This is a genomic window from Burkholderia pyrrocinia (genome assembly GCF_018417535.1).
GTDB classification, from domain to species: domain Bacteria; phylum Pseudomonadota; class Gammaproteobacteria; order Burkholderiales; family Burkholderiaceae; genus Burkholderia; species Burkholderia pyrrocinia_E.
The window spans coordinates 3745554-3757926 of record NZ_CP070977.1; the positions used below are offsets into that span (position 1 = coordinate 3745554).

13 protein-coding genes are annotated in these 12373 nt (G+C 68.2%); 9 read left to right on the top strand and 4 right to left on the bottom strand.

The features are described from left to right. Positions 1-76 precede the first annotated feature (76 nt). Both JYG32_RS17405 and JYG32_RS17410 read right to left on the bottom strand, forming a co-directional pair. The gene (locus JYG32_RS17405) at positions 77-271 is read right to left on the bottom strand and encodes a zinc-finger domain-containing protein (RefSeq protein ID WP_006749970.1); all 195 of its coding nucleotides are present in this window, start codon (positions 269-271) and stop codon (positions 77-79) included. Positions 272-321: 50 nt separating this feature from the next. Further along, on the bottom strand, positions 322-1245 hold the full coding sequence (locus JYG32_RS17410) for a branched-chain amino acid transaminase (RefSeq protein WP_047898927.1): 924 nt from the start codon (positions 1243-1245) through the stop codon (positions 322-324). 194 nt (positions 1246-1439) lie between these two features. On the opposite strand from JYG32_RS17410, the gene JYG32_RS17415 reads away from it, so the two are divergent. From JYG32_RS17415 to JYG32_RS17425, 3 genes are all read left to right on the top strand, one after another. Next, complete coding sequence (locus JYG32_RS17415; protein ID WP_174384203.1) at positions 1440-2195, top strand: AzlC family ABC transporter permease; 756 nt, start codon at positions 1440-1442, stop codon at positions 2193-2195. Next, the gene (locus JYG32_RS17420) at positions 2192-2515 is read left to right on the top strand and encodes an AzlD domain-containing protein (RefSeq protein WP_174384204.1); all 324 of its coding nucleotides are present in this window, start codon (positions 2192-2194) and stop codon (positions 2513-2515) included. Before JYG32_RS17415 ends, JYG32_RS17420 begins: the two co-directional genes overlap by 4 nt. A gap of 280 nt (positions 2516-2795) precedes the next feature. Then, a complete protein-coding gene (locus JYG32_RS17425; RefSeq protein WP_213264204.1) occupies positions 2796-3992 on the top strand; it encodes a phosphoglycerate kinase in 1197 nt (398 codons plus the stop codon). A 157-nt stretch (positions 3993-4149) separates the two neighbouring features. Here the strand turns inward: JYG32_RS17425 and JYG32_RS39455 are convergent, their stop codons facing one another. Next, positions 4150-4278 (bottom strand): hypothetical protein, encoded by a 129-nt coding sequence (locus tag JYG32_RS39455; RefSeq protein WP_283842722.1) that lies wholly within the window; start codon positions 4276-4278, stop codon positions 4150-4152. On the opposite strand from JYG32_RS39455, the gene pyk reads away from it, so the two are divergent. The 6 genes from pyk to JYG32_RS17455 all read left to right on the top strand — a co-directional run bounded on the left by pyk (position 4277) and on the right by JYG32_RS17455 (position 11077). Further along, positions 4277-5713, top strand: a complete 1437-nt coding sequence (gene pyk / locus JYG32_RS17430) for a pyruvate kinase (protein ID WP_174383843.1) — start codon at positions 4277-4279, stop codon at positions 5711-5713. The genes JYG32_RS39455 and pyk overlap by 2 nt on opposite strands. A 319-nt stretch (positions 5714-6032) precedes the next feature. Beyond that, entirely contained in the window at positions 6033-7097 is a 1065-nt protein-coding gene (fba, locus tag JYG32_RS17435; protein WP_047898922.1) for a class II fructose-bisphosphate aldolase, read from the top strand. Positions 7098-7330: 233 nt separating this feature from the next. Continuing rightward, complete coding sequence (locus tag JYG32_RS17440) at positions 7331-8221, top strand: phosphoribosylaminoimidazolesuccinocarboxamide synthase (RefSeq protein ID WP_213264205.1); 891 nt, start codon at positions 7331-7333, stop codon at positions 8219-8221. 16 nt (positions 8222-8237) lie between these two features. Further along, positions 8238-8759 (top strand): 5-(carboxyamino)imidazole ribonucleotide mutase, encoded by a 522-nt coding sequence (purE, locus tag JYG32_RS17445; RefSeq protein ID WP_006413303.1) that lies wholly within the window; start codon positions 8238-8240, stop codon positions 8757-8759. A gap of 81 nt (positions 8760-8840) precedes the next feature. Then, positions 8841-10037, top strand: a complete 1197-nt coding sequence (locus tag JYG32_RS17450) for a 5-(carboxyamino)imidazole ribonucleotide synthase (protein ID WP_174383845.1) — start codon at positions 8841-8843, stop codon at positions 10035-10037. A gap of 11 nt (positions 10038-10048) precedes the next feature. Then, the gene (locus JYG32_RS17455; RefSeq protein WP_213264206.1) at positions 10049-11077 is read left to right on the top strand and encodes an L-threonylcarbamoyladenylate synthase; all 1029 of its coding nucleotides are present in this window, start codon (positions 10049-10051) and stop codon (positions 11075-11077) included. Positions 11078-11199: 122 nt separating this feature from the next. Here the strand turns inward: JYG32_RS17455 and JYG32_RS17460 are convergent, their stop codons facing one another. Then, positions 11200-12336 carry an SGNH/GDSL hydrolase family protein gene (locus tag JYG32_RS17460; RefSeq protein WP_213264207.1) on the bottom strand — a complete coding sequence of 379 codons (1137 nt, stop codon included), beginning with the start codon at positions 12334-12336 and terminating at the stop codon, positions 11200-11202. Positions 12337-12373: the final 37 nt, after the last annotated feature.

Sequence of the window (12373 nt, forward strand, 5' to 3'; positions counted from 1 at the left end):
TTGCCAGAATGGAGAAGGGCGGCGCGCCGGGCATCCGGCTGCGCCGCCTCGCGAGTGGCGGCGCAGCCGCCCGGGCTCAGTGGCCCTTGACGACCTCGCCGTCGCGCAGCTTGTAGCGCGTGCCGCAGTACGGGCAGCGCGCCTCGCCGTGCGAGACGTCGATGAAGACGCGCGGGTGAGCGCTCCAGCGCGCCATGGCCGGGTTCGGGCAGTAGGCGGGAAGATCCTTGGCCGTCAGCTCGACCAGCGGCATTTCCTTGATTTCACTCATGAGACTTTCTCTTATCACTCTTTTGTGGGGCGGTCGGTGGCGCGGCGCGCTCAGACCTTCGTCAGCCAGTGCGCGTACTTCGCGTTCTTGCCCGACACGATATCGAAAAACGCCGACTGGAGCTTTTCCGTGACGGGGCCGCGCGCGCCGCTGCCGATCGTGCGGTTGTCGAGCTCGCGGATCGGCGTGACTTCAGCGGCCGTGCCGGTGAAGAACGCTTCGTCGGCCGTGTAGACCTCGTCGCGCGTGATGCGCTTCTCGATCACCTCGATGCCGGCGTCCTTCGCGAGCGTGATGACCGTGTCGCGCGTGATGCCGTCGAGGCACGACGACAGGTCCGGCGTGTACAGCTTGCCGTTGTTCACGAGGAAGAAGTTCTCGCCGGAACCTTCCGACACGTAGCCGTCGACGTCCAGCAGCAGCGCCTCGTCGTAGCCGTCGGCCGTCGCTTCCTGGTTCGCCAGGATCGAGTTCACGTACCAGCCCGACGCTTTCGCGCGCACCATCGACACGTTCACGTGGTGGCGCGTGAACGACGACGTCTTCACGCGGATGCCCTTAGCGAGGCCCTCCTCGCCGAGGTAAGCGCCCCACGGCCATGCGGCGATCGCGACATGGATCGTGTTGCCCTTCGCCGACACGCCGAGCTTTTCCGAGCCGACCCAGATGATCGGACGCAGGTAGCACGATTCGAGCTTGTTCTCGCGCACGACTTCGAGTTGCGCGGCTTCGAGCGTTTCCCGGTCGAACGGCACGTCCATCTGGAAGATCTTCGCGGAATTCAGCAGACGTTTCGTGTGCTCGCGCAGGCGGAAGATCGCGGTGCTGCCGTCGGCCGTCTTGTACGCGCGCACGCCCTCGAAGACGCCCATGCCGTAGTGCAGCGTATGGGTCAGGACGTGGATCTTGGCGTCGCGCCAGTCGATCAGCTTGCCGTCCATCCAGATCTTGCCGTCGCGGTCGGCCATTGACATAGGATTCTCCTGGGATGCGGTTGTGTGCAGCGTTGAGCCGGAAAGACGGTTATTTTAGCGTCATTTGGCGACGATCCGGTCGGCCGGCGCGGGGCCGGCGCTATAATCGTCTGGCACCGATTCCAATAACGACGGGGCGTGCCGGCAGGAGGCGCCGGCGTCCCGACGAACCGCCCGCTGCGGCCCGCTTTCCCATGCTCGCTCGATTGTCCGCCACCGACCGCTTCGCGCTGATCCAGGGCGCGCGCGACTATTCCCCGACACTGATGGCCATCCTGTCCTGGGGGCTCGTTACCGGCATCGCGATGAGCAAGTCGGTCATGACGCTCGGGCAGGCGAGCGCGATGTCGCTGTTCGTCTACGCGGGCTCGTCGCAGCTCGCGGTACTGCCGCTCCTCGCGGCGAAGCTGCCGATCTGGACCGTGCTGCTCACGGCCGCGATGGTCAACACTCGCTTCGTGATCTTCAGCGCCGGGCTTGCTCCCCATTTTTCCTACCTGCCGCTGTGGCGGCGCCTCGCGATCGGCTATTTCAACGGCGACGTGATCTACCTGCTGTTCCAGAAACAGGGCTTCGCGAACGGCCACGTGCCGGGCAAGGAAGCGTATTTCTGGGGGATGGCGCTCGCGAGCTGGGTGTCGTGGCAGGTGTCGTCGCTCGCCGGCATCCTGCTCGCGAGCTTCTTTCCGGCGAGCTGGGGGCTGGAACTGGCCGGCACGCTCGCGCTGATCCCGATCATGGTGTCGGCGGTCGCGAACCGCTCGACGCTCGCGGCCGTCGCGGTCGCGGGCATCGTGTCGCTCGTCGCGTTCGACCTGCCGTACCGGCTCGCGCTGCCGCTCGCGGTGCTCGCCGCGCTCGCGGCCGGCAGCATGGCCGATTTCTTCGTCGAACGGGCCGACTGGCGGCGCATCCGCACCGAAACCGTGCACGAAAAGGAAATCGAATGAGCGCGACGGAGATCTGGATCGTCATCATCGGGATGACGATCGTCACGGCCGTCACGCGCGCGCTGTTCCTGATCGGCGGCGAGCGTACCGTGCTGCCCGAACGCGTGCAGCGCGCGCTGCGCTACGCGCCGGCCGCCGCGCTCATCGCCGTCGTGCTGCCCGACGTGCTCGAAACGCCGGCCGGATTGTCGTTCGCGCTGTCCAACCATCCGTTCTACGCGGCGCTCGCCGGCCTCGGCTGGTTCTTGTGGCGGCGCAGCATGCTCGGCACGATCGTCGTCGGGATGCTCGTGTTCACCGCGCTGCGCCTGATCTTCTGATGGGCCGCCGTTCCGGCCCGCCGGGCGCGGGCCGTTCGCACGCGGGTATTGTTGCATTGCGGCAATGTGTCCGTTGCCGCGCGCGATCCCAAATAGGCGGAATTCGCCGCCGCACGGGTCAGTCTGCCGGGTGGATCGGCTAGAATGCCCGTTCGAGATTTTTTACCCGTGCGCGTCATGCGAACCGCCAGCCACGGCCGCATCCGGCGCCCTTTCGCGGCAGCCCGCGCACGTCCAGCGTGAACCCCCTTTCCCCATCCACTACTTCAATCTGTTCAACATGAGCCAAGTCAAGCGTCTTACCGACCTGATCGCCGCCGGCCAGCTCGCCGGCAAGCGGGTGTTCATCCGCGCCGACCTGAACGTCCCGCAGGACGATCACGGCAACATCACCGAAGACACGCGCGTGCGCGCGTCCGTGCCGGCCATCCAGGCCGCGCTCGACGCCGGCGCGGCCGTGATGGTCACGTCGCACCTCGGCCGTCCGACCGAAGGCGAATTCAAGCCGGAAGACTCGCTCGCACCGGTCGCGAAGCGGCTTGCCGAACTGCTCGGCCGCGACGTGCCGCTCGTGTCGAACTGGGTCGAGAACGGTGTGAACGTCGCGCCGGGCCAGGTCGTGCTGCTCGAAAACTGCCGCGTGAACAAGGGCGAGAAGAAGAATTCGGACGAGCTCGCGCAAAAGATGGCGAAGCTCTGCGACGTGTACGTGAACGACGCGTTCGGCACCGCGCACCGCGCGGAAGCGACCACGCACGGGATCGCGAAGTACGCGCCGGTCGCGTGCGCGGGCCCGCTGCTGGCGGCCGAACTCGACGCGCTCGGCAAGGCGCTCGGCAACCCGGCGCGCCCGCTGGTGGCGATCGTCGCCGGCTCGAAGGTGTCGACCAAGCTGACCATCCTGAAGTCGCTGGCCGGCAAGGTCGACCAGTTGATCGTCGGCGGCGGCATCGCGAACACGTTCATGCTCGCGGCCGGTCTGCCGATCGGCAAGTCGCTCGCGGAAGCCGATCTCGTCAACGAGGCGAAGGCGATCATCGACGAAGCGCGCGAGCGCGGCGCGTCGGTGCCGATCCCGACCGACGTCGTCACCGCCAAGGAATTCTCGCCGACGGCCGCGGCCACGGTGAAGCAGGTCGCCGACATCGAAGCGGACGACATGATCCTCGACATCGGCCCCGATACGGCCAAGGCGCTCGCGAGCCAGCTCGAGAAGGCCGGCACGATCGTGTGGAACGGCCCGGTCGGCGTGTTCGAGTTCGACCAGTTCGGCAACGGCACCAGGACGCTCGCCGACGCGATCGCCAAATCGTCCGCGTTCTCGATCGCGGGCGGCGGCGACACGCTCGCGGCCATCGCGAAGTACGGCATCCACGACCAGGTCAGCTACATCTCGACGGGCGGCGGCGCCTTCCTCGAGTTCCTCGAGGGGAAGAAGCTGCCGGCGGTGGAAGTGCTCGAAACGCGGGCGGCCTGAGCGTGGCGGCGCGCGCAGGGGTGACGAAGGCCGCGCGCTCCGCGAAAGCGGAGCAGCCGGCCGGCGCGGGCAAGCGCAAACGCGCGCCCGCGCGGGCGAACACCGCCCCGCGCGCACCGGCGGCCGCCGGCGACGCGGCCGTGCAGCACCACGAGATTCAGAACAAAGCGATGCCGGGCGCAAGCACCGGCACGCTCCCCGGAACGGCGGCCGCTGGGCCTGCCGTTTCCGGCTCTCGCAGCGTTTCACCCAGCGCATCCACCTTGATCCAGAAGAGGAGTTTCATGCAGCGCGCCACCAAGATAGTCGCCACGATCGGCCCGGCTTCCAGTTCGCCGGAGATTCTGCTGCAGATGATGCAGGCGGGCCTCGACGTCGTGCGGCTCAATTTTTCGCACGGCACGGCCGACGATCACCGCCAGCGCGCCGAGATGGTGCGCGAGGCCGCCCGCAAGGTTGGCCGCGAGATCGCGATCATGGCCGACCTCCAGGGCCCGAAGATCCGCGTCGGCAAGTTCGAGAACGGCAAGACCACGCTCGTGCCGGGTCAGCCGTTCATCCTCGACGCGGGCTGCGAGCTCGGCAACGACGAGCGGGTCGGCCTCGATTACAAGGAACTGCCGCGTGACCTGAAGCCGGGCGATCTGCTGCTGCTGAACGACGGCCTGATCGTGCTGACCGTCGAGCGCGTGCTCGGCGACGAGATCCACACGACCGTCAAGGTGGGCGGCGAGCTGTCGAACAACAAGGGGATCAACCGTCAGGGCGGCGGCCTGTCGGCGCCCGCGCTGACCGCGAAGGACATGGAAGACATCCGCACCGCGATGTCGCTCGGCGCGGATCTGGTGGCGGTGTCGTTCCCGAAGAATGCGACCGACATGGAAATGGCGCGCCAGCTCGCGAACATCGCGGGCGCGCCGTATGGCATCAAGCCGAAGATGATCGCGAAGATCGAGCGCGCGGAGGCGATTCCGGCGCTGCAGAGCATCCTCGACGCGTCCGACGGCATCATGGTCGCGCGCGGCGACCTCGCGGTGGAAGTGGGCAACGCGGCCGTGCCGGCGCTGCAGAAGCGGATGATCCGGATGGCGCGCGAGTCGAACAAGCTCGTGATCACCGCGACGCAGATGATGGAGTCGATGATCTACGCGCCCGTGCCGACCCGCGCCGAAGTGTCGGACGTCGCGAACGCGGTGCTCGACGGCACCGACGCGGTGATGCTGTCGGCCGAGACGGCTGCCGGCAAGTACCCGGTCGTCACGATCGAGACGATGGCGGCCGTGTGCGTCGAGGCGGAAAAATCGGAACACGTCGAGCTGGACAAGGATTTCCTCGACCGCACGTTCACGCGGATCGACCAGTCGATCGCGATGGGCGCGCTGTTCACCGCGTACCACCTGGGCGCGAAGGCGATCATCGCGCTGACCGAATCGGGCGCGACCGCGCTGTGGATGTCGCGCCACTACACGCACGTGCCGATCTTCGCGCTGACGCCGCGCGTCGGCAGCGAGCGCACGATGGCGCTGTACCGCAACGTGACGCCGCTGCACGTCGACTTCAACAGCGACCGCGACTCGGCGCTGCAGGCGGCGCTCGAGATCGTCGTCAAGCAGGGCTACGTGCAGCACGGCGACATGGTCGTGCTGACCGTCGGCGAGCCGATGGGGCAGGCGGGCGGCACCAACACGCTGAAGATCGTGCGGGTCGGCGAGCACTACTGAGTCGAGCGTTCGCCGGGCACCTGGCCGGCCTGCGAGCCGGCGGCCCGGGTCGATCGAATTCGATCCGGCACCGTTTTTCACGCAAAAGCCGCGCGGGGTCCGAAGCCCCGCGCGGCTTTTTTTCTCTTTTTTGCCCGCATTGTGCCGTGCGAACGTAACAAATTGCGAGCGGGCGCCACCGGGCGGTCGGAATCGGAGGCGCTTCGCGATAAAATGCAGCTATTCGACGCTCAGCCGCGCCGCGCCACCCTGGTTTGAACGGGGGCGAGTGCCGCGCCGGCGTCAGGGCGCACCGGTTTTCATTCCAAGGAGTTCCACAATGCCTCTCGTATCAATGCGTCAATTGCTGGATCACGCGGCAGAGCACGGTTACGGCCTGCCGGCCTTCAACGTGAACAACCTGGAGCAGGTCCAGGCGATCATGGCGGCGGCGGACCAGGTCGGCGCGCCCGTGATCATGCAGGCATCGGCCGGCGCGCGTAAGTACGCGGGCGAGCCGTTCCTGCGCCACCTGATCGAAGCGGCGGTCGAGTCGTACCCGCACATCCCGGTCGTGATGCACCAGGATCACGGCCAGTCGCCGGCGGTCTGCATGGGCGCGATCCGCAGCGGCTTCACGAGCGTGATGATGGACGGCTCGCTCGAAGCCGACGGCAAGACGGTCGCGTCGTACGAGTACAACGTCGACGTGTCGCGCAAGGTCGTCGAGATGGCGCACTCGATCGGCGTGACGGTCGAAGCCGAACTCGGCGTGCTCGGCTCGCTCGAGACGATGAAGGGCGACAAGGAAGACGGCCACGGCGCGGAAGGCACGATGACCCGCGAGCAACTGCTGACCGATCCGGAGCAGGCGGCCGACTTCGTGAAGCTCACGCAGTGCGATGCGCTCGCGATCGCGATCGGCACGTCGCACGGCGCGTACAAGTTCTCGAAGAAGCCGACGGGCGATATCCTGTCGATCCAGCGCATCAAGGAAATCCACGCGCGCATCCCGAACACGCACCTCGTGATGCACGGTTCGTCGTCGGTGCCGCAGGAACTGCTGGCCGAGATCCGCGAATTCGGCGGCGACATGAAGGAAACCTACGGCGTGCCGGTCGAGGAAATCCAGGAAGGCATCAAGCACGGCGTGCGCAAGATCAACATCGACACCGACCTGCGTCTCGCGATCACCGGCGCGATCCGCCGCTACCTGTTCGAGAACCCGGGCAAGTTCGATCCGCGCGACTACCTGAAGCCCGCGCGCGAAGCGGCGAAGCAGGTGTGCGTCGACCGCTACCTCGCGTTCGGCTGCGAAGGCCAGGCCGGCAAGATCAAGCCGGTGTCGCTCGACAAGATCGCCGAGCAGTACAAGTCCGGCGCGCTCGCGCAGGTCGTACGCTGAGACTGTAGTACGATTGCCCCGCCCGATTCTGCCGCAAGGCAGGGGCGGGCCGCCCGACCGGATCCGATCCGGCCCCGGGCAGCCGTTCCGTCCGGCCGAACGAGGGCCGGCCGGCAATCGCCCCGGGCGCTGTCGCCCGGCCGGTTCGCCGACGTATTGCAAGACCGCCGTTCCCGCCTGCCGCGGGGAACGGCGTTTCCCTTTTTGTTTGGCTCCTTATCTGCGAAAAGACGATGTCTACCCTTTACGAATCCACGCTCCGCTCGCTGCCGCTCCTCGGTCGCGGCAAGGTCCGCGATAACTACGCGGTCGGCAACGACAAGCTCCTGATCGTCACGACCGATCGCCTGTCGGCATTCGACGTGGTGATGGGCGAGCCGATTCCGAACAAGGGCCGCGTGCTGAACCAGATGGCGAATTTCTGGTTCGACAAGCTCGCGCACATCGTGCCGAACCACCTGACGGGCGACGCGCCGGAAGCGGTCGTCGCGGCCGACGAGGTCGAGCAGGTGAAGGGTCGCGGCGTGGTCGTCAAGCGCCTCGAGCCGATCATGATCGAAGCGGTCGTGCGCGGCTACCTGGCCGGCAGCGGCTGGAAGGAATACCAGGCGTCGCGCGCCGTGTGCGGCGTGCAGTTGCCGGAAGGCCTGCAGAACGCGCAGAAGCTGCCCGAGCCGATCTTCACGCCGGCCGCGAAGGCCGAGATGGGCGAGCACGACGAGAACATCACGTTCGAGGAAACCGAGCGCCGCATCGGCACCGAGCTGGCCGCGACGATCCGCGACATCTCGATCAGGCTGTACAAGGAAGCGGCCGACTACGCGGCCACGCGCGGCATCATCATCGCCGATACGAAGTTCGAATTCGGCCTCGACAACCACGGCAGGCTGTACCTGATGGACGAAGTGCTGACGGCCGATTCGTCGCGCTTCTGGCCGGCTGACCAGTACGAAGTCGGCACGAACCCGCCGTCGTTCGACAAGCAGTTCGTGCGCGACTGGCTCGAGGCGCAGCCGTGGGGCAAGACGGCGCCGGCGCCGGCGCTGCCGGCCGACGTCGTCGACAAGACGGCCGCGAAATACCAGGAAGCGCTCGAGCGCATCACGGGCCAGTCGCTCGCCTGAGCAAGGAAATGACGAAATGAGCGAAGTCCAAACCGCCCACACGCACAGCGCGCCGCTCGTCGGTGTGCTGATGGGTTCGAGTTCCGATTGGGACGTGATGAAGCACGCGGTAGCGATCCTGCAGGAATTCGGCGTGCCGTACGAAGCGAAGGTCGTGTCCGCGCACCGGATGCCCGACGAGATGTTCGATTATGCGGAGAAGGCGCGCGAGCGCGGGCTGCGCGCGATCATCGCGGGCGCCGGCGGCGCCGCGCACCTGCCCGGCATGCTGGCCGCGAAAACCACGGTGCCGGTGCTCGGCGTGCCGGTCGCGAGCAAGTATCTGAAGGGTGTCGATTCGCTGCACTCGATCGTGCAGATGCCGAAGGGCGTGCCCGTCGCGACGTTCGCGATCGGCGAGGCCGGTGCCGCGAATGCCGCGCTGTTCGCGGTGTCGATCCTGTCCGGCACGTCGGTCGATTACGCGAACCGGCTCGCCGCGTTCCGCGTGCGCCAGAATGAAGCCGCGCACGCGATGGTGCTGCCGCCGCTGGAATGACGGCGCACCGGCGGCCGCGCGTCGCGGCTGCCTGACCCACCCCACTGCGGCGGGCAGCGCCCGCCGCGACCGACCACTGACATGACCGCAACTCCTGATTCCGTTTCCCCGATCCTGCCCGGCGCGTGGCTGGGCATGGTCGGCGGTGGCCAGCTCGGCCGCATGTTCTGCTTTGCCGCCCAGGCGATGGGCTATCGCGTCGCCGTGCTCGATCCCGATCCGACGAGCCCCGCCGGCGCGGTCGCCGACCGCCACCTGCGCGCGGCCTACGACGACGAAGCCGCGCTTGCCGAGCTGGCCGACCTGTGCGACGCGGTGTCGACGGAGTTCGAGAACGTGCCGGCCGCGAGCCTCGATTTCCTCGCGCGCACGACGTTCGTCGCGCCGGCCGGCCGCTGCGTCGCGGTCGCGCAGGACCGGATCGCGGAGAAGCGCTTCATCGAGGCATCGGGCGTACCGGTCGCGCCGCACGTCGTGATCGAATCGTCGGCGGCGCTCGCCGCGCTCGACGATGCCGCGCTCGACGCGGTGCTGCCGGGCATCCTGAAGACGGCGCGCCTCGGCTACGACGGCAAGGGCCAGGTGCGCGTGAGCACCGCGCAGGAAGCGCGCGACGCGCACGCGGCGCTCGGCGGCGTGCCGTGCGTGCTCGAGAAGCGCCTGCCGCTGAAATACGAAGTGTCGGCGCTGATCGCGCGCGGCGCGGACGGCCGCTCGGCCGCGTTCCCGCTCGCGCAGAACGCGCACCACAACGGTATCCTCGCGCTGACGGTCGTGCCCGCGCCGGCCGCCGATGCGTCACGCGTCGAAGAGGCGCAGCAGGCTGCCGTGCGGATCGCCGATACGCTCGGCTACGTCGGCGTGCTGTGCGTCGAATTCTTCGTGCTGGAAGACGGCTCGTTCGTCGCGAACGAGATGGCGCCGCGCCCGCACAACTCCGGCCACTACACGGTCGATGCGTGCGCAACGAGCCAGTTCGAGCAGCAGGTGCGGGCGATGACGCGCATGCCGCTCGGCAACCCGCGCCAGCATTCGCCGGCCGCGATGCTGAACATCCTCGGCGACGTGTGGTTCCCGAACGGTGCGGCGGCCGATGCCGTCACGCCGCCGTGGGACACGGTCGCGGCGATGCCGGCTGCGCACCTGCACCTGTACGGCAAAGAAGACGCGCGTGTCGGCCGCAAGATGGGCCACGTGAATTTCACGGCCGAGACGCGCGACGAAGCGCTCGCCGCGGCCACCGCGTGCGCGCAGCTGTTGCGCGTGCCGCTCGACTGAGGCGCCAGCCGATGTCCATCGATCTCCCGAACGCCGTGATGCCCGCGCAGATCGACGCGGCCGCCGCGCTGCTCGACGCGGGGCAACTGGTCGCGTTCCCGACCGAAACCGTATACGGGCTCGGCGGCGACGCGGCGAATCCCGAGGCCGTCGCGCGCATTTACGCGGCGAAAGGGCGGCCCGCGAACCATCCGGTGATCGTGCACCTGCCGCCGGGCGGCGATCCGGGTTACTGGGCCGACGCGCTGCCGGCCGATGCGCAGGCGCTGATCGATGCATTCTGGCCGGGCCCGCTGACACTGATCCTGAAGCGTCATGCGCGCATTCCGGACGCCGTGAGCGGCGGGCAGGATTCGGTCGGGCTGCGCTGCCCGTCGCATCCGGTCGCGCAGGCGCTGCTGGCCGCATTCAGCACGCGGCGCGGCGGGCACGGCGGCGTTGCCGCGCCGTCTGCGAACCGGTTCGGCCATGTGAGCCCGACGACCGCGCAGCACGTGCGTGACGAATTCGGCGACACCGTGCACGTGCTCGACGGCGGCGCATCCGAAGTCGGCATCGAATCGACGATTGTCGACCTGTCGCGCGGCTTCCCGGCGCTGCTGCGCCCGGGCCACGTGACGCCGCAGCAGATCGCCGACGTGCTCGGCCGCGCGCCGCGGCTGCCGGACGGCAGCGACGCGACCGCGCCGCGCGCGTCGGGCACGCTGAAAGCCCATTACGCGCCGCGCACGCCGCTCGCGCTGCTGCCGTTCGATGCGCTCGAGCTGCTGCTCGCGGCCGCGCAAACCGACGGCGAGCGTGTTGCGCTCGTCGCACGCGCGTCGCGCGCGGGACGCTGGGCGCAGGCCGACGGCGTGCATTTTGTCGCGGCGCCGGAAGATCCGCAGGCCTATGCGCGCGACCTGTACGGGATGCTGCGAGCGCTCGACCGCGCGCAGGTCGCGCGCATTCTCGTCGAGAAACTGCCGGAGACCGTCGAATGGATCGCCGTCAACGATCGCCTTGGTCGTGCGGCGGCCGCGTTCGAAGCACGCGACTGACGCAAGCCGCGGTCCACGAATGAAAAACGCCCGACCGGCGAACCGGTCGGGCGTTTTTTTTGGGAGATCGCGCCGGCCGCGCGTCGCGCGTGCCGGCCGGTAGCGGTCCGTTTATGTACCGCTTACTTGCCGACGCCCGAGGCCGCGATCTGCTTCTCCACGAACTGTGCGAACAGCGCGTGCAGGCGCGTCGTCGGGTGCACCGTGTCGGCGAACATGTAGGTCTGGTCCGCGTTCGCGACCGTGTAGGTCTGCGGCGAGCAGAACAGCGACGAGCCGAATGCGGTCGCGTTCGCGACGCCGTACTGCGTCGCCGCTGCGACCATCGCCTTCAGGTTACAGGCGGTGTCGGTGTTCGACACCGAGAAGCCGTTCGCCTGGTAGTTGGCTGCGATGCCGTCCTGCCACGTGAACGTGTCGAGCAGCGCGGCCTTCGTCGTGTCGACCTTCAGCGCGGCCAGCGTGCCGGCGAGCGCCTGGTTGAACAGCCCCGACAGTTGCGTGAACGCGGCCTGCGTGCCGCCCTGCAGCGCGAGCGGCGTGCTGCCGATGTCCGGCACGTTCGACACGAACACGTGCGTTGCACCCGCCGCGACGATCTGCTGGACGATCCCGCCGAGCTGCTGAGCGGCCAGGCCGATCGCCTGCGCCGCCGCGAGTTGCGCGGCCGGCGTGTTGCCCTGTGCCTGCGCGACCTGCGCCTGGTAGAAGATGTCGTTCGCGCCGCCGTTGATCAGCACGATCTGGCCTGCGTTGAAGCTGCCGTGCTGCGTCAGGTACTGCTTGACCTGGTCGGCGATCGGCGTCGTCGTCGCCTGCGCGTAGTCGGCGTTCGGCACGCTCGCGTCGGCATGGCCGATGCCCGGCTGCAGCGTCACGCGCGCGCCGCCCTGAGCGTAGCCGAGGCCGCCCGTTGCCTGCAGCGGAATGCCGAAGCCGCCCTGGTTCGCGGGCTGCAGCGTGTCGCCGTAGTACTGCGCGACGTCTTGCGCCCACACCTGGCCGGGGTTGGTCGTGAAGCGGCCGCCGCCGAAACCGAGCTTGATCTGCGAATAGGTGCCGGCGTCGGACAGGCTGTCGCCGAACGATACGATCTGCATCTTCACGCCCGACGGCGGCGTATTCGACGCGCTGCTGCTGTTGTCGTCACCGCCGCCGCACGCGGCGAGCAGTGCGAGCGCGGCGCCCGCGATCGCGACCTGTGCGGTGCGCAGCAGGCGTTGCCGGGTGCGCGACGGGAATTGTTGTTGTGACTGCATCGTTCGATCTCCTCGTAGATATGGCCTGATGTGTTTC

Bases quoted from the DNA above. Each gene is read 5' to 3' on its own strand.
- JYG32_RS17410 (WP_047898927.1), bottom strand. From the start codon at position 1,245: ATGTCAATGGCCGACCGCGACGGCAAGATCTGGATGGACGGCAAGCTG.
- purE (WP_006413303.1), top strand. From the start codon at position 8,238: ATGAGCGAAGTCCAAACCGCCCACACGCACAGCGCGCCGCTCGTCGGT.
- JYG32_RS17440 (WP_213264205.1), top strand. From the start codon at position 7,331: ATGTCTACCCTTTACGAATCCACGCTCCGCTCGCTGCCGCTCCTCGGT.
- fba (WP_047898922.1), top strand. From the start codon at position 6,033: ATGCCTCTCGTATCAATGCGTCAATTGCTGGATCACGCGGCAGAGCAC.
- JYG32_RS17425 (WP_213264204.1), top strand. From the start codon at position 2,796: ATGAGCCAAGTCAAGCGTCTTACCGACCTGATCGCCGCCGGCCAGCTC.
- JYG32_RS17415 (WP_174384203.1), top strand. From the start codon at position 1,440: ATGCTCGCTCGATTGTCCGCCACCGACCGCTTCGCGCTGATCCAGGGC.
- JYG32_RS17450 (WP_174383845.1), top strand. From the start codon at position 8,841: ATGACCGCAACTCCTGATTCCGTTTCCCCGATCCTGCCCGGCGCGTGG.
- JYG32_RS17455 (WP_213264206.1), top strand. From the start codon at position 10,049: ATGTCCATCGATCTCCCGAACGCCGTGATGCCCGCGCAGATCGACGCG.
- JYG32_RS17460 (WP_213264207.1), bottom strand. From the start codon at position 12,336: ATGCAGTCACAACAACAATTCCCGTCGCGCACCCGGCAACGCCTGCTG.
- JYG32_RS17420 (WP_174384204.1), top strand. From the start codon at position 2,192: ATGAGCGCGACGGAGATCTGGATCGTCATCATCGGGATGACGATCGTC.
- pyk (WP_174383843.1), top strand. From the start codon at position 4,277: ATGCAGCGCGCCACCAAGATAGTCGCCACGATCGGCCCGGCTTCCAGT.
- JYG32_RS17405 (WP_006749970.1), bottom strand. From the start codon at position 271: ATGAGTGAAATCAAGGAAATGCCGCTGGTCGAGCTGACGGCCAAGGAT.
- JYG32_RS39455 (WP_283842722.1), bottom strand. From the start codon at position 4,278: ATGAAACTCCTCTTCTGGATCAAGGTGGATGCGCTGGGTGAAACGCTG.